This is a genomic window from Ottowia thiooxydans, assembly GCF_040548795.1.
GTDB lineage: Bacteria > Pseudomonadota > Gammaproteobacteria > Burkholderiales > Burkholderiaceae_C > Ottowia > Ottowia thiooxydans_A.
Genome location: NZ_JBEPSH010000001.1, coordinates 383,457 through 404,314, shown reverse-complemented (window position 1 = coordinate 404,314; position 20,858 = coordinate 383,457). Strand labels below are relative to the sequence as shown.

The following is a 20,858-nucleotide window of genomic DNA, read 5'->3' as shown; positions in this document are numbered from 1 at the left end:
GAATCGTTCTTGCTTAGCTGGAGTGCTGCGACCACTGGAAAGGCTCCCATGACTGCTTATGACCATGTCTTACCTGGCGATCCATTCGAGCGCTGGCATCAAGTCACCTGCCGCAATTATTCGGTGACTGAATGCCGCTCTGTCAAAGACGCTTCCTTCAGTGCCCAGGTCAGGGTTCGTGCCCTTGGAGATCTGGCGATCAGCCAAATCAGCTCACACGTCAGTCAGGGAGTGGACCTGAAGGTGACACGTGGACGTCGCGAGATCCGCAAGGATTACCGTGATGACTTTCTGATCTGGATTGGCGGATCCGGCACAACCGTGCTGGAACAGGGTGGCCGCGCCACTCAGCTGCGTGCAGGTGACATGTGCCTGCATGACCAGGCCACCCCCTTCAGTCTCACTTTCAGCCAACGCTCCGCAGCGGCCATGATCACCGTGCCCAGGCCCATCATGCTCCAGCGGTTCGCGCAGGCAGAACAATGGACTGCCCTGCAAGCCCGCTCTGAATTGCCCATATCCCGCCTTGCCACGGCAACTTTCAGAGAGATCGCTATGCAAGAGCCGGACACGCAGTCCGACTTTTTTGGTGAAAAAATATGGAGTGCCGCACTCGATATCTGGCTCGCTGCCATACAAACTTGTGCTCCTGCCCCCACGGCGTCGCGCCTGTCTCGAAAAGAGCAGCGCATGCGATCGGCTGAGCGTTTTTTTCTGCAGCGTCTGAACGATCCAGAAGTCACCTTGGAGAGCGCAGCAACAGAGCTGCACATGTCCAGCAGAACACTGCTGAGGCTGTTTGCCGACCGGGGCACAACACCTATGCACTGGCTTTGGGAGGAGCGCCTCAAAGCCTGCCGAGAGGCCCTGGTCCGCGGGCAGTACGAGCGCGTAAGTGACGTCGCGTTCGCCTTCGGCTTTCGTAACCTTTCGCACTTCAGCCGAGCGTTCAAGGCCCTGCACGGCGTCAACGCGCAGCAACTCCTGCGTCAATCGACAAGCCATTAAGCCATTAAGCCGGTGGCAGGCGCCTACCGATTGAAAAAGAAGCGCCGCGGCAAATTGGACGCGATGCGGACACCGTGCCAATGCGGCCACTGGCATAAGTGCGGTGCGTATCGACTATGTCCAGCAGAGAACAACAAATGGCTATTTCGGGCAATTGATACTGCCGCTTGAGAGATATCGTAACTCTGGATTCCCCCAAAACCACAACCCAGAGGTGCAAGCCATGCCCTATCAGCTCAAGCAAATCGATCCCAAGAAAACAGCCATGATCGTCGTGGACATGCAAAACGACTTCGTCGCAGAAGGCGTTCCCATGCAATCAGCCCAAGCCCTGGCCATGGTCCCACGCCTGGCAGAGACACTGTCTTTCTGCCGGCAAAAAGGTATCAAAGTCATCTATACCGCACACGTTCATCGCAAGGACGGCAGTGACATGGGTTTGTACGATGATCTCTACCCGCCCATTGCATCCGGAGCTTCATTGGTTGATGAAACCCCGGGTGTTGACATCTATCCAGCGCTCGCCCCCGCACCTGGCGAGCACGTCATCAAAAAACACCGATACAGCGGTTTCTTTGCCACTGACCTGGACCTCATGTTGCGCGAATGGGGTATCGACACAGTGATTATTTCCGGCACCACCACGGAGAACTGCTGCCTTTCCACAGCACGCGAAGCCATGTTCCTGAACTACAAGACAGTGTTTCTGTCAGACGCAACGGGTACGTTCGACTACCCCGACGTGGGCCAAGGGGCGATGTCAGCAGAAGAAGTGCACAAGGCCACTCTCATCATCCTGGCATTCTCCACTGCGCATGTGATGACCGCCAAGGAGTTTGAGAAGCTGGTCGGCTGACTATGACCTCGCCTCATCGGAAGTGAGATTCAGCTGCGCAGGCTGCAAGGCAAGCTTCGCATGAGGGGCAGTCATGGAGAGGCTGCCTCTGTCACTCTTGGCCGTGCGCCCTGCTCACTCCCGCTCCGAGCGAGGATGTAGCGCCGCCGTTACGGACAGCAGGAAACCATCGACGAGAACTCCAATGAGTTGTTGGTATGCTGAGCCAAAACGGAATAACCATGGACCTGAGACAACTACGCCAGTTCGTCGTACTAGCCACCGAGCTCAACTACCGCAAAGCTGCTGAGCGTCTGAACATGACGCAACCCCCTTTGAGCATCGCCATCAAGCGCCTGGAATCAGATATAGGCGTTCAACTATTTGAGCGCGATCGCCTGGGCGTGCGCCTGACCATGGCCGGCGGTGTTTTTCTCAGCGAAGCCAAACGCCTGCTTGATGGCGCTGACGCCGCGATCAAAGCCACCCGTGATGCCGACCAGGGGCGCGTAGGAAGCTTGCGGGTTTGCTCCGTGCCAAGTGCATCTCTGGAACTACTCCCAGGTCTGCTGCATCGATTTGCAGCCAACTTTCCTTCGGTTCGCCTTCATTTAAGCAGTGGCAGCACCGTAGGAATTCTCGGCGAGTTGCAAAGAGGAGAACTTGATGCTGCTTTTCTGGTGCCACCTTCTTCCGGTGTCCCCGGCATAGAGTTGCTGGCGTTGCCCCGGCAGGATCTGGTGTTGGCAGTGCCTTCCACTCATCCCCTTGCCCGCCGGGACACCGTCAAGCTCTCAGAGCTGGGAGAGGAAACCCTCGTGACCCTGGCGCATTCGGATAGCCCAGGCTTCGCCGGAGAAGTGATGGCTTTGTGCAGGAGTGAAGGCTTCTACCCCAAAGCACTCCAGGAGTCTTCACACGCACTGATCACCTTACCGCTCATCGCCGCGGGTTTGGGAGTAGCCATCGTTCCTAAAGCCTCGCGGCGCATTGCCGTGGACCACGTGAGTTTTGTGTCCTTAACTGATTCGGACAATCAGGCACTGACCTACCCTCTTGCGCTTGCAACGCCTTCAAAGTCCGGCAACCCGGCCGTGCCATGGTTTGTGGACACTGCTCGTGACTTATTACTGCGGCGTTCATAGACGATTACGGGTACCCGTTCGGGCATGTAGGAGCTTTGCGCGAGGCTTCGACCTCATTGAGTAGCATCTTTTTTTGCAAAGAGTCGAGGTACACACCAATCCGTTCGCGCTGAGCCTGTCGAAGCGTTGCGCAAGGCTTCGACAGGCTCAGCCCGAACGGTCTTAGGGAGATCGAACGCCACTTTAGGCTTGACCAAATCCATATAACCTCAGCCCGAACGGTTTTAATGCCTGTCCAAAACCATTGAACCTCAGCGTGATCGGGGTGTGGACTCTCGATCTTCTTGCGTTTACTTGGGCACCGCTTTCAGCATGGTTGCCCACTTCGCTTGTTCATCGCGAACGCGTTTTTCAAAAGCAATTTGAGTAGGGTCAACAGCCTCGCTTCCCTTCGAGTAGATCCTTTCCTGCACCAGCTGACTTCCTGCCACCTTGGCAATCGCTGCGTTCAGCCGTTTCACCACCTCCGCTGGCGTACCTGCTGGAACGGCTAGCCCGGAGAGCGAGCCGCCTTCCACACTTTTGCCCAAAGCCTCCTTAACCGTGGGAATGTCTGGAAAATTTGCCAGGCGTTTGGCAGAGGTGACGGCGAACGGGCGAATCTGCTTGGAATCCACAAAGCTGACCGCACTCACCGCTGAAATTGCGGTGGCATCGGCCGTGCGGTTGATCACGGCGGTCAAGGATTCGGTGCCGCTCTTGTACGGGACAGCAAGAAACTGAGTCCCCGTCGCCTGCTGAAGAAGTTGCAAAACCTGGTAGTTGTCCGAACCCTCCCCCGCCGTCGAGAAGCTGAGCTTGTCTTTTTCTGCAGCAGCCGCCTTCACCAGTTCTGGAAGCGAAGCGTAGGGACTGCTCGGATTCACCGCCAAAATCGTAGGCGTATTGGCCAGCATAGCGACATATGTGAAGTCCTTTTTGGGGTCATACGCCAAGCTGGGATAGATCAACGGATTGACTGCGAACATGCCGTTGGTGATGACAAGAAGCGTGTAGCCGTCCGGCTTGGCCTTGGAAACCAGAGCCCCTGCAATCCCGCCTGCGGCCCCAGCCCGGTTTTCCACCACAAAAGGCTGGCCCAGCTCCCGGGAGAGCCCTTCGGCAAACACGCGCGCAGTGATGTCGGTCACACCGCCGGCACCAAAAGGCACGATGATGCGGACGGGTTGGGTCGGGTAGTTCTGAGCATGCGCCGTAGTCGCTGCTACGAATGCAAGCAAGCCAGTCGTGGCCAGTTGGCGAAAAGTACGAATCATCAGATGATCTCCATGGTTTCAAGAATATCTCTCATAGCCTCGTTCTGCGCCGGGCTCAAAGCGGAAAGCGGAGCACGCAACTGACCTGCAGGCACTCCGCTGAGCTCCAGGCCCGCGGAGACCGTGCGGGGCAGCCCGTGGTCCATCAGAAAATTGAGCAGATCCGCCTGCCTGGCAAACCAGTGCTCTGCTCCCGCCCAGTCGCCGGAGACCACGCAACGGTGAAAATTCAAGATGAAAGGCGCGCAGACATTCGGCGCGGCCGTACACCAGCCCGCAGCCCCATCGCGAAAACCTTGCTTGGCCATGCTGTTCAAGCCCACGAAGATCCCCACGTGATCCGGGCAGGCGTCTCGAAGGCGTGCGATCTTGGTCTCATCCGGGCTGGCTTCCTTGATGAGTGAGACATTGGGCAACTCAGCCAGCTTGCTCAAAAAGGAAACCGACAGATCCAGACCCGTGGTGAAGGGGTTGTTGTAGACCATCAAAGGAATGGAAACCGCTTCTGCGACTTGACGGTAATACTGAAAAATCTCCGCTTCCGTGAGTTGCCAATAGGTGCTGGGCAAAACTTGAATCGCCGTAGCCCCCGCAGCTTGCGCAAACCGCGCATGACGAACCGTCTGCGCCGTGCTGAGGCTGGACACCCCAGCCAGCACGGGAACGCGGCCAGCCGCCGCAGCAACGGTCGTACGTATGACCGCTTCACGCTCTTCATCGCTCAGGTACGGCAGGCAGCCCACGCTGCCCAAGGGACACAAGCCATGCACGCCTAGGCCCACAAGCCGTTCAACATGTTGGCTCAATAGAGAGTGGTCTACCTGCCCACCTGCATCGCAAGGGGTGAGCAGATAGCCGACGATGCCGTTTATTTTCATAAGGACTGCTTCCGTTTAAAAACTGACCGCAGTCTAGAAACCGCCACCGCACCCGTCCAATTCAATTTTTGTGTGCGCTTGATATCTTTCGCAGCGCTTCGTCAGGCTTACTAGTGTGCTGTCCCGTAAATACCTGGACAAGATGAAATTGATGCATTCGTGCCCAGGGCCAGGCCTAGGCGGCCCCGCACAAACCGCAGTGATACCGGGCGGCATCGCGAGGCTTTGAACGCGGCCGGCTAGGCGCAGCCATGGGTGCGAAGGCGCGATTTCATGTACAGGTATTTACGGGACAGCACACTAGCCTGGGTGGTGCCAGTAGCGGGCCGCGGTCTCTCGCTCACAGCGTATGGCTGCAGGTTTCAAACTCGTCCAATGCATGGCACCACAGGTAGGTGAGTCCACAACGCGTATGCCGCGCTCCACATAGCGTGCCAGCACATGCGGTGCAGGATGCCCAAACCGGTTTCTATAACCTGACTGAACCAGGCCCAGCCTGGGCTGCACGGCATCCAGAAATGAAGCTGAAGAAGAAGTCTTGCTTCCATGGTGCGGCACCAGCAATACATCAGCCCGCAGGTTCTCCTCGCGCGCCACCAGGGCGGCTTCTGCCTTGGCTTCTATATCACCAGCCAAGAGCGCCACGGCCGCGTGCTCACCGGACGCACGGATTCGAAGTACGCAACTCATGTTGTTCGATCGCTCCGAAGCATGGTAGCTCTCGGCCAGTGGATGCAGGATCTCGAACTCCACACCATCCCACTCCCACCGTTGACCGGCTTGGCAACGCATGGATACCCTCGCACGTTGCAGCGGGTGATCATCTTCAACAGAAGACACAAGTGCCGCGCCAGGGTGCATGGCCATGACCGAGCGGGCTCCGCCTATATGGTCTGCGTCGCGGTGGCTTAGCAGCAGTATGTCCACACGCTCGCCCAAGGCTCTGAGCAGTGGGACCAATACCCGATCGCCCGCGTCGCTTTCCAAAGAAAATTTGGGCCCGGTGTCGTACACCAAGGTGTGCTCCGCCGTCCGGATCAGGAGTGCATTACCCTGTCCCACGTCCGCCGCCAGCAACTCGAAAGCGCCGTGCATGGGCCGTGGCGCCTGCCACAGCAGCAATGGCAAGACAAGAGGCAGGCCAACCATTCGCCATGCCCACGGCCAGCGCATCACCATCAGAACACCGCCCGCGATGGCCGCCGCGCCGACCCAGACCGGAACCGCCACCATTGAAACGCTGGCGAAAGGCCAGGAAGCAAACCATTCCAGTAGCCACGCCATGGGACGCAACGACCAGGCGGCTGCCGACCACAAGGGAGCCCATACAACACCTGCCATGGCCAATGGCGTCACCACCAGCGTCACCCACGGAATGGCCAGCAGGTTCGCGGGCAGGCCCACGACGGATGCCTGACCAAATATCATCAGGCTCAAGGGCGTCAGCGCCAACGTGACTACGCCCTGCTCTCGCAGCAACTTCACCAGAAAGCCGCGCACCTTCTCACGGGGGGCCTGTGGGCCCACAACCGGCGTACCCACCGGATTGGCAGCGAACAACACCCCCACGGCCACAAAGCTGAGCCAAAAGCCCGCCTGTAGCAACGCCCAGGGATCCAGCGCCAACACTGCTGCGCAAGCCAGCAACCAGGTCATCCACCAAGGCCAACCAACGCCCAGCAGCCTGAGACATCCAAAAGTGCTGAGCATCAGAATGGTGCGCTGGGCAGGCACACCCCAGCCGGAAAACAGCGCATACAGCGCCGCCATTGCAACCCCGCCGATCAACGCGGCGGTGGGCGCCGGAAGCCAGACACACCAACGCCATCCCCACAGGGCCGTTCGCTTCCACAAGAGCGCGATCAGACCCGACGCCAGCCAGGCGAACATCGTGATGTGCAGGCCAGAGATGCTCATCAAATGGGCCACGCCAGTCGCCCGGAACACATCCCAATCCGCGCGCTCGATCACGTTCTGGTCACCCGTGACCAACGCAGCTACGATGCCGGCAAACCGGCGTCCGTCCAATGCCTGAGTAGCCTCCCCTGACCCTCCCACACGCTCCAGAATTCGCCCGCGCACAGACTGCCTGGCGCGCTCTATCCAGTGCCCTGTGCTGGCTTGTAAACGACGCGGCAAGGTGTCCTTACGCCCAGCACGTACATAGCCCGTCGCCCGCACGCCTTGCTCCCATAGCCAGAGCTCGTAGTCGAACCCATGCGGGTTCAAGCTACCGTGAGGTGCTTTGAGCCGCACAGTGAATTGCCAGCGCTCGCCCGCCCAGAGCTCTGCGGAGAAAGATTGGGGTTTATCGGTTTCCGCTTCGGTACTGACGGACCCATACCAAGCCAATTGCAGCATGCCCGGAACCTTCACCGGTTCTCCCCGCCAGTGCGCCGAGTCCACTTCGAAGCGAAAACGCTGCCCAGCTTTGTTCTTCTGCGGCATGGCATCAATGGTTCCCGTGAGCACCAAGTCAACGCCCTCCAGAGCTGGGTCGAGCGTTTCAGACTGCATGCTGTTGGCGCGCAAGCCTATGGTTCCAAACGCTGCTGCAGCGCTGACAACCAGAAGCAGCAAGGCCGACAATGGGCGCTGCCGCCAGGATGTGCCCAGTACGCACAGCACCCCCATCAAGGCACCCGCAAGGCATCCGGTGTAAGCCACCTGTGACCACAGCGCCGTTTGCTGAATCTGCAGCGCAGTACCTGCCGCCCATCCCGCCAACAGTGCCAACAGCAGGCGCGCTGCGATGCGGGCGCGGTAATTTCTTTCAGGGGGTGAACGCATTAAAGAATCGGCTGGCTGCAAACGCGAAACGGTTGCTCACGTCCTGATCAAGGCATGGAGCAATCTTTTATGTAGTATTTATTACTACTTTACAGCATCACACCGACATTTGGCTTAGCAACACCTGGTGGGCAAAAACGTCGTACATTGAGCTCCTTGCGTTAGCAAACCAGCCTTTTTCTCCCTGCTGGGGTACCAACCACTCTCTGCACACCATGCTTAGCCTCAGACCCAACTGCGAATGCTGCGACAAGGATCTTCCGCCGGCAGCTGAAGCGAGAATTTGCTCATTCGAATGCACTTTCTGCCCTGCATGCGCGGATGAGGTGCTTCACGGCCTGTGCCCCAATTGCGGCGGGGAACTGGTTGCTCGTCCACGCCGGCCTGATGCGAAGCTCGAAAAATACCCCGCGTCCACACAGCGTGTGCTCAAAGCCCACGGATGTACAGGGACCGCCGCGGAGCAAACTGCTTAAATCATCAAGAGAAACTTTTCCCCTCGCAGGACTTCCGGCCTCCACGCACAGAGTGCATGTTGTTAAGCACAAGCGTCTGGTTATCTGCCGCAATGCTTCCGCGCTCTCTTGCCTTGGCAATCCAATACGCTGCTTCGCAGAAGTCGGTCTTCACCTTGGGCCCATACACAGTAGACCCGGCCAGTAGTATTCCGGCCAGGAGCTCCTGAGCGTCCCGGTCGCCTCGGGTTGCTGCACTTCGCAGCAGCGCCAGCATCCTGGGGTAGTCGCGCTCAGTGCGGGCCTCAAGCGCCAATTGGTAGAGCTGGTCCGGAAATGCCAGAGCCAACGAATGTTTCTCAGTCTCGAGTTCCTTGGGCATTGGCTGAGCGTTCGCGGTGAACACCGCCATCATCAACGCTATGCCCCAAGTGAGCGGTCTTGCATGGACATCAGGCACGCCCCGATCAAGAATGCCTGGCAGACGTGCGGGACAGGTTTTTTTCATTTTTTCTTCCTTTGGAATTAGAGCCACCGTGGCTCGAGATAGGTGCCTTCTACTGATTGGACAGGTGGCGCCCTTCAAGCACAATGCGGTTTTTGCCGCCGTTCCTTCGGATGAACCGAAGGCTCCGATAAGGATTGCTCAGGCTGAATCCTTGGGGTTTGCCTTGTGCATAAGCGGCTGATTGCGGAAGCTCTAGCCAGGAAATTGTCAAGCATGCGGGAAGCCGGATACGCACTCCTTAGGGCCATCAAACTCGCCTCGGTGGCGGGTGGGGTCTGTGCCATGACCTTGCTTGCCGCCTGCGATGGCTCCAAAAGCAACGCGACGGAACTCGCGCAAGCTAAAGTGGAGCAGAAGGCTGCTGAACGCCTGGCTGGCGCCAGGTGCGTGGGCGCCAAGGCTACGCCTCAAGCGAAGCTGGCCATTGCACGAATGCTGGCTGTAGACGCCGTGTCGCCGGGCGGAAATTTGCCCGCCTGGATCCCGACCTCCTTTGTGGCTGCCTCCGAAGGCATGAGCGGCAGCGACGCCTGGAACGCTCTCGTTTCACAATGTCCCCATGCGCCGGCTTTTGGAACACCGTTTGGTTTTCCCACTGCCGACATAGAAACAGAACTCAAGAAAGATCCGGAATTTGCGGCGCTATCGGATGAGCAGTGGCGCCAGATCAAGCTATTTGAAGCCACCGCGGCAAACACCTCCAGCTGAACTTCGTAAACTCCTACCATTCACCCTTTTTCAGACTGACCGCGTGACTGACCGCGTCTAGCAGCAAATTTTCGATGGACTCCTTTCTCCTGGCGTTTCTGGCCGGCATGGCTGTGTACATGCTCATCGCATCCGAACAGCGAAAGCGCATTGCCTTGCTGGGTGTTCACCTCCACCAATTCAATATCGAGCGATTGATGGAAACCTTGGCCGATGGGTATTTGAGAGCCTTGGGCGAGAGCGATCAGGCCAGGCGCGATCAGATCTGGGGACTGTTCGATAGCTCCGAGGCGCAACTGGGCGATCAGTTTGCAAGCTTCGCGAAGAGCTTTGCCAAGCTGGATGAGTCGCACACCCGTGTCAGCAAGCTCGCGCTGACCCTGCCCCTGGCGACCCGCTTGTTGCCCGCGTTTTGCTTCGATGCCCGCAAAGCTTTTGTTATCCATTCAGAGGGCTTTACCCGCGTAGCCACCAACGCCAAAGGCCTTTCCGCGCGCGACAAGGCATTCACCATGATGGCGGAACTGCTGCTGATGCAACATACCTGTCACTGGTTCTGCAAATCACGCGCTGTCGCTTCTGCGCGCTTGCTGGCTCGCCATCAAACTCCGTATGAGAAGGTATTGGCCTCTGTCTCCCCTGAGACGCGTCAAGCCTACCTTGAACTGACGGGCCAGTGAAGCCAGTGAGGCGATTAAGTGCCGCTATTCAAACATGTGGTGCTTGAAGTGAGAGAATGGTCCTGTTGAAAAATTCAGCGACACACGAGCTTTGAATAGCGAATTTCCTTCGCCTTCGATTTCGCCCTCCCCTGACGCGCTCGCATTACCAGCCACGGGCCGCTTCCCTGTGGCCGACGCTGGTCACTACGATGAGCTGCACGCGAGGTCAGCCGCGCAAGGCGCCTCAGTCTCGGTCGACGGCAATGTACCGCTAGCCCCGGCTTGGGCCCAGTTCTTCAATCAACTGGGCGACGAGGGGTGGAATACGCTCAATCGCCGGTCTGCGCTTCTTACCCGGCAATTGCGCGACAACGGCGTCACCTACAACGTCTACGCAGACGAAATCAATATGCAGCGGCCATGGCCGTTGGATTTGTTCCCGCTTCTGATTACCTCGGAAGATTGGCGTCGTATAGAAGCGGGCGTATTGCAGCGCGTTCGTCTCCTTGACACCGTCATGGGAGATGTTTATGGCGAGCGCAGGCTATTGAAGGACGGTCTTCTGCCTGCCGCACTGGTGCAGGGCCACCCGGAGTATTTACGCTCCATGCACGGTGCCCCGCCGGTCGGAGGCATGCATCTGCACATCGCTGCATTCGACCTCGCCCGCGGACCCAATGGCCACTGGTGGGTAGTTTCCCAGCGAACCCAGGCACCTTCCGGGCTGGGCTATCTTCTGGAGAATCGTCTGGCCGTTAGCAGCCAGTTTCCGCGCGCATTTCAAGCCATGAACGTGCGGCGGCTGGCTGCCACCTACCGTTCCCTCATAGAAAACCTGAAACGCCTCTCGTCGGCCGGGGCGGATTCGCATATCGCCATGCTAACGCCGGGCCCGAATAACGAAACCTATTTTGAGCAGTCGTATTTGGCACGCTATCTGGGCGTTACCCTGGTGACCGGGGGCGATTTGACCGTCCGAAACGAACGCCTGTACTTGAAAACTCTGGGCGGCCTGCAGCCTGTGCACTGCCTTATCAAGCGCGTAGACGACGCGTTCATTGATCCGTTGGAAATGCGCCCAGACTCTCGCCTGGGTGTTCCTGGACTGTTGCAGGCCGTGCGAGCGGGCAACGTATTGCTGGCCAACTCACCGGGAGCAGGGTTTCTGGAATCCAGCGCATTGCTGGGCTTCCTGCCCTCCCTGGCAAGGCACCTGCTGGGAGAGGAGCTGAAATTGCCAGCCCTTCACACCTGGTGGTGCGGCGAGCCAGCAGCCATGAGAGAGGTCCTGCCCAAACTTGACCGCTGCGTCATCAAGGCCACCTACCCGTGGTCTTTGTCTCGTGGAACATTCCAGGCCGGTGTGGGCCGTCTGATGAGCCCCAGGGTGCTGGAGTCATGGGCAGAGAGCATCAAGCGCGCCCCCGATGAGCACACCGTACAGGCTTACCTGCCCCCGTCACAGATGCCGACATGGCGTGCCGACCACCAGGCCCCCGCCATCGTCCCGCGTTCAGCCATCTTGCGGGTCTTCGCAGTCAGCGATGGCGTCCGTTCGTGGCAGGTGCTGCCAGGCGGAATGACGCGCCTGGTCAGTGCCAGTGCCGGGCTTGCCAGCATGGCGATGGGCGGCAGCAGCGCAGACACCTGGGTCTTGAACGATGAGCCTCTCTACGAGGACCTGGAAGCCGACCAACCATCCTTGGTCGCCATGACGCCTTCAGCCACGGCTCTGGTGCAGCGAGAGCGCCTCGTCACAAGCCGTGCAGCCGAAAATCTGTACTGGCTGGGGCGCTACACAGAGCGAGCGGAAAACAGCGCGCGGCTGGCGCGCATCATCCTGCAAGCGCTTGACGGCGACGAAGAGCCCTCCTACCCCTTGCTCATGTGGCTGGGCCAACTGGCAGAGTCCGCCGGTCTGGTGCCGGAAGACACGCCCTCTCCGCTCGACGACCGATATGCGTTTGAAAACGCACTGATACGCTCGCTCGGTGACACCCAGACGCCCAGCGTAGGCTACACCTTGCATGCGCTGCGTCAGGCAGGCTCGACCTTGCGAGAGCGCCTCTCTCCTGAGCATTGGAGCCTCATCAAAGAGGCTGAAGAAAGCTTCCTGGCAGACTGCGGCGAGTGGACAGGCAGCCACCCTTCCAGCTCTGACGCACTTCGCGCTCTGGTTCGATGCGGCAAGTCCCTGGCAGGCATCACGGGCGCTCAGAACGACAGCATGTGGCGCGACGACGGTTGGCGCCTTTTGATTGTTGGACGGCAGATAGAGCGGCTCACCCACTTGGCGGACGCGCTTTCGAAAGGGTTCTACACCAATGCCGTGCACGATGCCGCAGGTTTTGGTGTGGTGCTGGAGTTGTTCGACTCCAGTATTTCATTCCACTCCCGGTATCAACGAAGCCGGGCTATCGCAGCCTTGATCGAGCACGTGGTCATGAACCACCAGAACCCAAGGTCTTTAGGCTGGGTGACGCTTGAACTCAATACCCTGCTGAGCCACCTTCACCGGCACGACGTGGCGAACCTGGAAGATCTTTCACTCCTTCTGCGCCCGCTCTCGCCGGAAGATCTGCCCAGGCTTTGCGAGGCCAACGAAATTGGTGATTTCACCCACCTTCAGGCCCACCTGGCGCACTGCATCGGCACGGGCACTGGCTTGTCGCGCGAAATCAGCCTGAGGCACTTCACCCATACCGGTGTTGCTGGACGGAGTGTCGGAGCATGAGACTGCGCATTACGCACGACACCTGCTACAGCTACTCCACCGCTGTGGAGATGGCCCTGCATATGGCGTTCCTCAAACCCCCGCATGCGCGTTGCCAGGAGCGCATTGACTATCAGCTACAGGTCATTCCGGAACCCGTCGTGCTCAATGAGCGCCTCGATGTCTACCGCAATGTTCGTGCGTTTTTTGAAATAGACCAGCCGCATGCGTCCCTGACCGTACGCGCCACAACCCTGGTGAATACGAGTCGGCCTGAGCCAGTCACCAGCCTGATGACGTGGGAAGCCGTTCGGGATGCCTTCATCTACCATGCAGACATCCAGTGGCACCCGGCAGCCGAGTTTGTCTACCCATCGGTCTACGTGCATCCTGGGCCGGCCTTTGCAGACTACGCCCGGCCTTCCTTTCAGCCAGGTGTGCCCTTGATCGATGCAGCTCGAGACCTGATGCACCGCATCCACACCGAATTCACATACGCTTCCGACAGCACGGAAATCAACACCCCGGCCGCAGAAGCACTTGCCAACAGGCGTGGCGTATGCCAGGACTTTTCACAAGTGATGCTGGCCTGTCTGCGCTCCATCGGCCTGCCGGCCCGGTATGTGAGCGGATACCTGCTGACGCAGCCGCCGCCCGGCATGCCTCGCCTTGTGGGCAGCGACGCTTCGCACGCTTGGGTCTCTGTGTTTCTGCCCGATGTGGCCGCGAAAAACGGCGGGCATGGGTGGTACGACCTCTGCCCCACCAACCACCGTGATGGCTGGGGTACCCCCGGCGAAGACTATGTCCGGCTGGCCGTTGGCCGTGACTATGCGGACATCTCCCCCATGCGGGGTGTCATCCAGGGCCTGGGTGATCATGAACTGAGCGTCGGCGTTACAGTGGAGCCCTTCGAGGCTCTCACGCTGGCCGATGCGCCCCCGATTGCATTGCCTTTGACGCCCTATTGATCTCCAACCTTGACGAAAAGACCCATGAGCATTGAACAGAAACTCCAGCAACTTGGTATCACACTTCCTCCCGTAGCCGTCCCCGCAGCGGCTTACGTGCCTTTTGTTCAGACTGGAAAACTTGTGTTCTTATCGGGCCATATTGCCCGCAAGGACGGCAAGCCCTGGGTTGGACAACTCGGTAAGAACCTCACTACGCAGGACGGCCAGGCCGCCGCACGAGCCATTGCCATTGACCTGCTTGGCACTCTCCACGCGGCGGTAGGAGACCTGAACAAGGTCAAGAGAATCGTCAAGGTGATGAGCCTGGTGAACTCAACGCCGGACTACACCGAACAGCATCTGGTCACCAATGGCTGCTCAGACTTGATTGGCGAAATCTTTGGCGAAGCGGGCAAACACGCACGCAGTGCCTTCGGCGTGGCTCAGATCCCCCTGGGTGCTTGCGTTGAAATTGAACTGATCGCAGAAGTCGAGTAAAGCCTGGTCCTCTCGAGGTCGCGCAGATGTTCAATACGAACACACTCTAAGGAATCAACGCGGATCGCCAGGCCGCTCGTGAGGCGTTTCATCCACGCGCAAGCCTTTGACCGAGGGAGCGCCAACGACCAGCAGGCCACCGATCAGCCAGAACAGGCCGCTCACTCCCAGCACGGCTCCTAGCGAGCCGAACAACATCGGCATCAGAAAGCTGGAAAAGTTGAGCGTCATGATCCGCAGCGCCATGGCCTCTCCTTGGCGATTGGGTGGCGTGATCTGATGGAGCACGCTCATGATCATCGGTTGAACTGCCCCCAGCGCTACACCGAGCACGGCAGAACACACGCCCATCGATACGGCCCCCGGAGTGAGCGGGTAAGCGACCAATGCACACGCGGCCACCACCGTCGAGACCAAAACGACGCCCCATTCAGGAACCCGCTCACTCAAGATGGGCAGCACCACGCGCACGGCTGCTGCTGCCGCAGCAAACACGCCCAGCAAGACACCAATCGTGGAGGCCGACATGCCTCGTTCATGCCCAAGAATAGGCACCACGAATGTGTGCACATCCCAGGCCGCCGACTGCATCCAGTTCACCAGGAGCAGCAAACGAAGCTGCGGTACGCTCAAGAGATCCCATACCGAGCGGTCTGCCGGGGCTTCTTCGGAAGGCTCAGGTGGAGCTTCGTGTGCGCCCCGCAGCAGCCAGAGGGTAATCAGGGGCATCAGTGCCAGAACGGCGAAGGCTGCACGAAAGCCCCATTCATGCGCAGGTTCGGGACCGGCATGGTCAATCACAACTCCAGCGATCAATGGACCCAGGAAATTGCCCAGGGCTGGCGCAATGGCCATCCAGCTGAACACCGCTTTCAACTCGCTCGTATTCTTTGCAGCCCGCCCTACGTGACGCTGCATGGAGATTTGTGTGGTGGCGGCGGCCGCACCTGTCAGCAGCGCTGAAACACAAAGAACGGGGAAAATGGGCCATATAGCCGCTATACCGGCACCTAAAGTGGCACCACCGATAGCCAGGTGCATAGGTAGACGCAGGCCATGCTTGTCAGCCAATCTGCCAGCAGACAGCGCCAGCAATACGGGCGAGAGGGCAAAGAGCGCCAGCATCACACCCACCTGTGCCGCGCTATACCCGATTTGAAGCGCCAACAGCGGGGCTGCCAAACGCGTACCGGTCATTACCCCGTGCACGCAGACCTGGGCCGCAACCATGCGCAGCAATTCACGTCCTGTCATGCAGGGGGTCGCTCCATGTCCGGATCTGCCGGTAACAGGCCTTGGGCTTCATGGTCGGGCAATGCCTCGACCTGCCGCAAGGCGCGGTTCATGACATTGCTGCGGGTCTGGGCTTTGTCCAAAGTGTTCAGCACGGTCTGTGTCTGCTCCTTGACGCGCGAGAGCACATCGCCAAATTTCCCGAACTCCGTCTTGACGGCTCCCAGAACCTGCCAGACCTCACTGCTGCGCTGTTCAAGTGCCAGGGTTCGAAAGCCCATTTGCAAGGAGTTGAGCATGGCCAGCAAGGTGGTGGGGCCAGCCAGGGTGACGCGATGCTCTCGCTGCAATGCTTCCATCAGACCGGGCCGCCGCAGTACTTCAGCATACAGCCCCTCCGTAGGCAAAAACAAAATGGCGAAGTCCGTGGTGTGGGGCGGTTGGATGTACTTGTCTGCAATGGACCGGGCTTCCAGGCGAATGCGGTTCTCCAGGGATTTACCGGCGGCTTCTGCCCCAAGGGCATCAGCACGCTGCTGCGCGTCCAGCAAGCGCTCGTAGTCTTCGTTAGGGAACTTGGCATCAATCGGGAGCCAGACGGGTATGCCATCGGTACCGCGCCCCGGCAAGCGGATGGCAAAGTCGACCGGGTTTTTCGAGCCAGGCCGCGTGATCTGCTGGGCCGCGTATTGCTCCGGAGCGAACACCTGCTCCAGGAGGGCCGCCAACTGGGCCTCTCCGAAGATTCCGCGCGACTTGACATTGGTGAGCAAATGCTTCAAATCACCCACGCCTTGCGCCAGTGTCTGCATCTCACCCAGGCCCTTGTGCACCTGCTCCAGCCGGTCCGCCACTTGCCGGAAACTTTCACCCAGCCGAGTCTCCAGAGTAGCCTGAAGCTTCTCATCCACCGTGCGGCGCATTTCGTCCAGCTTGGCCGCATTGCTTTCCTGCATGCTTTTAAGCTGAGTCTCCAGAGTGGCCCGGACTTCGCCCAGCCGGCGTGCATTGCCCTCCCCCACAGCCTGAAGCTGAGTGGCCAAGGTGTCTGCAAGCGTTTTCTGCAACAGGGCCAACTGCTGGCCAAATGCATCCATCTGGGTGTTTTGGGTTCGCGTGGCCTCTGCGCTCTGCTGAGTCAGCGCGCGCTGAAAAGTCCCGAGGACTTGCATGAACTCCTGCCGCCCGTCTCTGGCCGATGCGGTAACTTCATGACGGAGCTCGCGCTCAAGGCGCTCAGATGACTGACTGACTGACTGAAACACTTCATGGCGTGAAGCCACATCTTCAGGGCGTTGCGGCTTGCGCAACATCATCACCAAAAGCAGCACGCCGTTAAACAGCAGCCCAGCGAGGAGGACCCAGAAAAATAAGGGGAGTTCTGACAACATTCGTGCGGATGCAACGGCTCGCAGGACAAACGGTTGTTCTAAAGTTTCGCCGTACTCCTGATCATAGTCTGGGAGCCGTTTTTATGCACCACAAGGGGGATTTTTAAGAAGCACCCCATCAAGCCCCCGGTGCACTCTCAGGCACCGATGGAGTCCCCACCACCCATAACCTCCTGATTGAGAGGCGTCAGCGGTTTGCCGTGGATCAAAAACCCGATGAGATTGTCCGCGGCCAGGTCAGCCATGGCCAGGCGCGTAGCCATGGAAGCGCTCGCGATATGGGGTGTCAAAACGATGTTGGGAACAGTGAGAAGGTCCGGATGGACTTTGGGTTCACCTTCGAACACGTCCAGCCCTGCAGCTGCAATTCGCTTGTCCTTAAGTGCCGCTGCCAGGGCCACGTCGTCCACGATGCCGCCGCGCGCCACATTGACCAGCGTGGCCGTGGGTTTCATCATGGCCAGTTCGCTGGCCCCTATCGTATGGCGAGATTCGGGCGTAAAAGGGACCACCAGAACGACGTGGTCTGCTGTGCGGAGCAGTTCTTCCTTGCTCACGTAGCGGGCTTTGCACTCGGCCTCGGTGGCAGCGTCCAGCCTCGAGCGGTTGTGATAAATCACCTGCATGCCAAAGCCATGTGCTCCGCGGCGCGCAATACCTTGGCCGATACGCCCCATGCCGATGATGCCCAGCGTGGAGCCATGCACATCGGTTCCGGCAAACAAATCGTAGCGCCAGCGGTCCCACTGCCCCGCACGTAACCAGTGTTCGCTCTCGCTCACTCGCCTCGCGGCAGCCATAAGCAATGCAAAACCAAAGTCAGCCGTCGTTTCATTGAGTACGCCCGGTGCATTGGTGCCCAGCACACCAGCGGCCGTCATGGCGGCCAGGTCGAAATTGTTGTAGCCCACTGCCATATTGGCGCAGATCTTCAACTGCGGGCACTTTGCAAGCAAGTCTGCGTCTATGCGGTCGCTTCCGGTGGTAAACACACCCTGCTTATCTTGAAGATGGCGCGCAAACTCATCTTGCGACCACGCAATGTCTTCCTGGTTGGATTCGACCTCAAAATATTCAGAGAGCTTTTCTATGGTCTCCGGAAACATGGCGCGTGCTATCAAAATACGAGGCTTGCTCATCCCATAAATCCTTTGTGCAATTTCCGTCGTCAACGGATGAATATAAAAGTCAGAAGAAGGAACAGCGGAACCAGAATTCCGACGCTCCACAGCATGTACCCAAAGAAACTCGGCATGCGCACGCCGCGGTCCTCCGCGATCGACTTGACCATGAGATTGGGTGCGTTGCCAATATAGGTGTTGGCGCCCATGTAGACGGCGCCGGCGCTGATCGCTGCGAGCGCTGGTGCAAACGTGGTCATCAGCACCTGCGCATCGCCACCCGCTGTGTTGAAAAACACCAGGTAGGTGGGCGCGTTGTCCAGAAAGGAAGAAAGCAAGCCGGTCATCCAGAAATACATCACGGGATCTGGGGAACCATCGCTTCGAGTCACCGCGCGAACCACTGCGCTGAAAGGACCCTCTGTTCCCGCCTGAAGCATGGCAATGACCGGAATAATGGTCAAAAATATACCGGCGAACAGCTTGGCTACTTCCAACATCGGACCCCAACTGAACTGGTTGTCGGCATGCACCTTGGCAGGGGTCACATACAGGGATGCAACTGCGACCGCAACCAAGCCTAAATCCCTCACGATGCTCGGCAATGCCAATGGCGTGCCCGCAACGTCAAACACGATGTCACTTTTCCACATGCCGCTCATCAGCACCAGACCCATGATGATCAGCAAAAACCAGAAATTGATGGCGCCATCGAAACCGAATGCAGCGGTATCGGGCGTAGGATCCGGTTTGACAATCCCTTGCTTGCGATACAGCCAGCTGTCCAGCACAAAGAATATGACCAACAGGCTGACTATCAAAAACAGCGTTTCGCCCAGAATATGACCTGCCGTCCAGAAAAAGGTGACCCCTTTAAGAAAGCCCAGGAACAAGGGTGGATCGCCCAGCGGTGTCAGTGAGCCTCCAATGTTACTCACGATGAAAATGAAAAAGACGACCACGTGCATGCAGCTCTTGCGGTTATCGTTGGCGCGGATCAAGGGGCGTATGAGCAGCATGGACGCCCCCGTGGTGCCCATGATGCTCGCCAGAACAGCGCCGACCGCCAAAATGCCGGTATTGAGCAACGGAGTACCGTGCAGGTTGCCCCGAATGTAGATACCGCCGGAAGCCACGAACAACGCAGTCAGCAGCAAGATGAACGGGATGTATTCACCTAATAACGCATGTACGAACCCAGCACCTGCAGTGGCGGCCCCGAAGGTGAGCGCAAATGGAACGAAAAAAGCTAACGCCCAGGCTGCAGTGACTTTGCCAAAATGGTGATGCCAGAAGCTGGGGGCCAGCAACGGCAGGAGCGCAATGGACAACAATATGCCGGCAAATGGCAGACCCCACAGAGGTGACAGTGCGGCGCCATCCAATGCAGCGGCCGACGCGGGCAACGCCGCAAGGCACGCAAATGCACCTATCCCAAGAGAGCGGCCAAACGTCATTGCGGCGCCTCTATTTCAAAAACCTGGCGCAGGTAGGTGAGATACCCCTCATCTTCCACCATGGTCTTCCCGGGGGTATCTGAAATTTTCGCCACCGGTTGACCATTGCATTTGACCATCTTCAAAACGATCTGCAACGCGTCTGGCCCGAGATCATTGGTGAGGTTGGTACCCACGCCGAAAGCCACCTGGATACGGCCGGAGAAACGCTCGAAAAGCTCCTTGCAACGTGGAATGCTCAAACCGTCACTGAAGATGATGGTCTTGGTCCGGGGGTCGCATCGGTTGGCCTGGTAATGTTCGATCATGCGCTCGCCCCAGTTGAATGGGTCGCCGGAGTCATGCCGCGCACCGTCGAACAGCTTGCAGAAATACATATCGAAGTCACGCAGGAAGGCATTCATTCCGTAGACGTCGGACAGCGCGATGCCCAAATCTCCCCGGTATTCCTGCGCCCACTTTTCAAATGCGAACACCTGGCTGTCGCGCAGCCTGGGACCCAGCGCCTGGCAGGCTTGCAGATACTCGTGCGCCATGGTGCCCATGGGACGAAGTCCCAGCTCTTTGGCGTACAAGACATTGCTGGTGCCTGTGAACTGGCCATTGGGACCCTCAGTGCCGAGTTCAGCTTTCAGCGTTTGGACGACCTCAAAATGCCACTGGCGTGAAAAGCGCCGACGCGTGCCGTAGTCTGCAATCTTCAGGTCCTGCAGACCTTGGGTTCGCAGCATGGCGATTTTGGCGGCCAGCCGACGGCGGCCTTCCGCCCAATCCAGATCCGGCTGCGTGTTACGGAAATACACTTCGCTCACGATGGCCAGCACCGGTATCTCGAACATGATCGTATGCAGCCAGGGGCCTTTCACACGAATGTCTATTTCACCATTGTCCAAAGGCGTGAGCGTGATGTACTTTTCATTCAGCCTGAACAACCCCAGAAAATCAACGAAATCACTCTTGATAAAGCGCATGGAGCGCATGTAATCAAGTTCGTCATCAGTGAATCGCAATTCGCACAGCTGGCGAATTTCGTCCCGGATCTCGTCAATGAAGGGTGTCAATTGCACATTCGGTGAACGGCATTTGAACTTGTATTCGACCTGCGCCCCTGGGAACTGATGCAGTACTGCCTGCATCATCGTGAATTTATAAAGATCGGTGTCTAGCAGGCTCTGAATGATGCCGGGCATGGCGCTTGTCTCTCTGAGTGTCCGAGTATCAACGCAGTGTAGCCTGAGCCACCGCCG

At 58.5% G+C, this 20,858-nt stretch carries 18 protein-coding genes; 9 read left to right on the top strand and 9 right to left on the bottom strand.

The window, feature by feature from the left end:
* Positions 1 to 48 precede the first annotated feature (48 nt).
* The 3 genes from ABIE13_RS01815 (at position 49) to ABIE13_RS01805 (ending at position 2,988) form a co-directional block, all read left to right on the top strand.
* Positions 49 to 1,008, top strand: coding sequence for a helix-turn-helix domain-containing protein (locus ABIE13_RS01815; RefSeq protein WP_354440626.1), 960 nt, complete (start codon positions 49 to 51; stop codon positions 1,006 to 1,008).
* A gap of 223 nt (positions 1,009 to 1,231) precedes the next feature.
* Positions 1,232 to 1,864 carry a cysteine hydrolase family protein gene (locus ABIE13_RS01810; RefSeq protein ID WP_354440625.1) on the top strand — a complete coding sequence of 211 codons (633 nt, stop codon included), beginning with the start codon at positions 1,232 to 1,234 and terminating at the stop codon, positions 1,862 to 1,864.
* Between the two features lie 221 nt (positions 1,865 to 2,085).
* Positions 2,086 to 2,988, top strand: a complete 903-nt coding sequence (locus ABIE13_RS01805) for a LysR family transcriptional regulator (protein WP_354440623.1) — start codon at positions 2,086 to 2,088, stop codon at positions 2,986 to 2,988.
* 290 nt (positions 2,989 to 3,278) lie between these two features.
* Here the strand turns inward: ABIE13_RS01805 and ABIE13_RS01800 are convergent, their stop codons facing one another.
* The 3 genes from ABIE13_RS01800 to ABIE13_RS01790 all read right to left on the bottom strand — a co-directional run bounded on the left by ABIE13_RS01800 (position 3,279) and on the right by ABIE13_RS01790 (position 7,912).
* The gene (locus tag ABIE13_RS01800; RefSeq protein WP_354440621.1) at positions 3,279 to 4,244 is read right to left on the bottom strand and encodes a Bug family tripartite tricarboxylate transporter substrate binding protein; all 966 of its coding nucleotides are present in this window, start codon (positions 4,242 to 4,244) and stop codon (positions 3,279 to 3,281) included.
* Positions 4,244 to 5,122 (bottom strand): dihydrodipicolinate synthase family protein, encoded by an 879-nt coding sequence (locus ABIE13_RS01795; protein WP_354440619.1) that lies wholly within the window; start codon positions 5,120 to 5,122, stop codon positions 4,244 to 4,246. The genes ABIE13_RS01800 and ABIE13_RS01795 overlap by 1 nt, the downstream gene beginning before the upstream one ends.
* Positions 5,123 to 5,422: 300 nt before the next feature.
* Complete coding sequence (locus tag ABIE13_RS01790) at positions 5,423 to 7,912, bottom strand: DNA internalization-related competence protein ComEC/Rec2 (RefSeq protein WP_354440618.1); 2,490 nt, start codon at positions 7,910 to 7,912, stop codon at positions 5,423 to 5,425.
* A 215-nt stretch (positions 7,913 to 8,127) separates the two neighbouring features.
* On the opposite strand from ABIE13_RS01790, the gene ABIE13_RS01785 reads away from it, so the two are divergent.
* Complete coding sequence (locus ABIE13_RS01785) at positions 8,128 to 8,388, top strand: DUF1272 domain-containing protein (protein ID WP_354440616.1); 261 nt, start codon at positions 8,128 to 8,130, stop codon at positions 8,386 to 8,388.
* Positions 8,389 to 8,392: 4 nt separating this feature from the next.
* Here the strand turns inward: ABIE13_RS01785 and ABIE13_RS01780 are convergent, their stop codons facing one another.
* The gene (locus ABIE13_RS01780) at positions 8,393 to 8,875 is read right to left on the bottom strand and encodes a sel1 repeat family protein (RefSeq protein ID WP_354440614.1); all 483 of its coding nucleotides are present in this window, start codon (positions 8,873 to 8,875) and stop codon (positions 8,393 to 8,395) included.
* A 213-nt stretch (positions 8,876 to 9,088) separates the two neighbouring features.
* On the opposite strand from ABIE13_RS01780, the gene ABIE13_RS01775 reads away from it, so the two are divergent.
* The 5 genes from ABIE13_RS01775 (at position 9,089) to ABIE13_RS01755 (ending at position 14,409) form a co-directional block, all read left to right on the top strand.
* A complete protein-coding gene (locus ABIE13_RS01775) occupies positions 9,089 to 9,583 on the top strand; it encodes a hypothetical protein (protein WP_354440612.1) in 495 nt (164 codons plus the stop codon).
* Positions 9,584 to 9,657: 74 nt separating this feature from the next.
* Positions 9,658 to 10,263: a hypothetical protein gene (locus tag ABIE13_RS01770; RefSeq protein ID WP_354440610.1), complete on the top strand. Its 606-nt coding sequence runs from the start codon at positions 9,658 to 9,660 to the stop codon at positions 10,261 to 10,263.
* Positions 10,264 to 10,354: 91 nt separating this feature from the next.
* Positions 10,355 to 12,979 carry a circularly permuted type 2 ATP-grasp protein gene (locus tag ABIE13_RS01765; RefSeq protein ID WP_354440608.1) on the top strand — a complete coding sequence of 875 codons (2,625 nt, stop codon included), beginning with the start codon at positions 10,355 to 10,357 and terminating at the stop codon, positions 12,977 to 12,979.
* Positions 12,976 to 13,929: a transglutaminase family protein gene (locus ABIE13_RS01760; RefSeq protein ID WP_354440606.1), complete on the top strand. Its 954-nt coding sequence runs from the start codon at positions 12,976 to 12,978 to the stop codon at positions 13,927 to 13,929. The genes ABIE13_RS01765 and ABIE13_RS01760 overlap by 4 nt, the downstream gene beginning before the upstream one ends.
* Positions 13,930 to 13,953: 24 nt before the next feature.
* Positions 13,954 to 14,409, top strand: a complete 456-nt coding sequence (locus tag ABIE13_RS01755; RefSeq protein ID WP_354440604.1) for a RidA family protein — start codon at positions 13,954 to 13,956, stop codon at positions 14,407 to 14,409.
* Positions 14,410 to 14,463: 54 nt separating this feature from the next.
* Here ABIE13_RS01755 and ABIE13_RS01750 read toward each other — a convergent pair whose 3' ends face one another.
* The 5 genes from ABIE13_RS01750 to pncB form a co-directional block, all read right to left on the bottom strand.
* Positions 14,464 to 15,663: an MFS transporter gene (locus tag ABIE13_RS01750; RefSeq protein ID WP_354440602.1), complete on the bottom strand. Its 1,200-nt coding sequence runs from the start codon at positions 15,661 to 15,663 to the stop codon at positions 14,464 to 14,466.
* Complete coding sequence (locus tag ABIE13_RS01745) at positions 15,660 to 17,033, bottom strand: DNA recombination protein RmuC (protein ID WP_354440600.1); 1,374 nt, start codon at positions 17,031 to 17,033, stop codon at positions 15,660 to 15,662. Before ABIE13_RS01745 ends, ABIE13_RS01750 begins: the two co-directional genes overlap by 4 nt.
* A gap of 137 nt (positions 17,034 to 17,170) precedes the next feature.
* Entirely contained in the window at positions 17,171 to 18,172 is a 1,002-nt protein-coding gene (locus tag ABIE13_RS01740) for a 2-hydroxyacid dehydrogenase (protein ID WP_354440599.1), read from the bottom strand.
* 29 nt (positions 18,173 to 18,201) lie between these two features.
* Entirely contained in the window at positions 18,202 to 19,611 is a 1,410-nt protein-coding gene (locus ABIE13_RS01735; protein WP_354440597.1) for a sodium:proton antiporter, read from the bottom strand.
* Positions 19,608 to 20,801 carry a nicotinate phosphoribosyltransferase gene (gene pncB / locus ABIE13_RS01730; RefSeq protein WP_354440595.1) on the bottom strand — a complete coding sequence of 398 codons (1,194 nt, stop codon included), beginning with the start codon at positions 20,799 to 20,801 and terminating at the stop codon, positions 19,608 to 19,610. The genes ABIE13_RS01735 and pncB overlap by 4 nt, the downstream gene beginning before the upstream one ends.
* Between the last annotated feature and the right edge of the window lie 57 nt (positions 20,802 to 20,858).

Bases quoted from the DNA above. Each gene is read 5' to 3' on its own strand.
- ABIE13_RS01780 (WP_354440614.1), bottom strand. From the start codon at position 8,875: ATGAAAAAAACCTGTCCCGCACGTCTGCCAGGCATTCTTGATCGGGGC.
- ABIE13_RS01770 (WP_354440610.1), top strand. From the start codon at position 9,658: ATGGACTCCTTTCTCCTGGCGTTTCTGGCCGGCATGGCTGTGTACATG.
- ABIE13_RS01810 (WP_354440625.1), top strand. From the start codon at position 1,232: ATGCCCTATCAGCTCAAGCAAATCGATCCCAAGAAAACAGCCATGATC.
- ABIE13_RS01785 (WP_354440616.1), top strand. From the start codon at position 8,128: ATGCTTAGCCTCAGACCCAACTGCGAATGCTGCGACAAGGATCTTCCG.
- pncB (WP_354440595.1), bottom strand. From the start codon at position 20,801: ATGCCCGGCATCATTCAGAGCCTGCTAGACACCGATCTTTATAAATTC.
- ABIE13_RS01760 (WP_354440606.1), top strand. From the start codon at position 12,976: ATGAGACTGCGCATTACGCACGACACCTGCTACAGCTACTCCACCGCT.
- ABIE13_RS01795 (WP_354440619.1), bottom strand. From the start codon at position 5,122: ATGAAAATAAACGGCATCGTCGGCTATCTGCTCACCCCTTGCGATGCA.
- ABIE13_RS01815 (WP_354440626.1), top strand. From the start codon at position 49: ATGACTGCTTATGACCATGTCTTACCTGGCGATCCATTCGAGCGCTGG.
- ABIE13_RS01800 (WP_354440621.1), bottom strand. From the start codon at position 4,244: ATGATTCGTACTTTTCGCCAACTGGCCACGACTGGCTTGCTTGCATTC.
- ABIE13_RS01755 (WP_354440604.1), top strand. From the start codon at position 13,954: ATGAGCATTGAACAGAAACTCCAGCAACTTGGTATCACACTTCCTCCC.
- ABIE13_RS01740 (WP_354440599.1), bottom strand. From the start codon at position 18,172: ATGAGCAAGCCTCGTATTTTGATAGCACGCGCCATGTTTCCGGAGACC.
- ABIE13_RS01735 (WP_354440597.1), bottom strand. From the start codon at position 19,611: ATGACGTTTGGCCGCTCTCTTGGGATAGGTGCATTTGCGTGCCTTGCG.
- ABIE13_RS01790 (WP_354440618.1), bottom strand. From the start codon at position 7,912: ATGCGTTCACCCCCTGAAAGAAATTACCGCGCCCGCATCGCAGCGCGC.
- ABIE13_RS01775 (WP_354440612.1), top strand. From the start codon at position 9,089: ATGCGGGAAGCCGGATACGCACTCCTTAGGGCCATCAAACTCGCCTCG.
- ABIE13_RS01745 (WP_354440600.1), bottom strand. From the start codon at position 17,033: ATGTTGTCAGAACTCCCCTTATTTTTCTGGGTCCTCCTCGCTGGGCTG.
- ABIE13_RS01805 (WP_354440623.1), top strand. From the start codon at position 2,086: ATGGACCTGAGACAACTACGCCAGTTCGTCGTACTAGCCACCGAGCTC.
- ABIE13_RS01750 (WP_354440602.1), bottom strand. From the start codon at position 15,663: ATGACAGGACGTGAATTGCTGCGCATGGTTGCGGCCCAGGTCTGCGTG.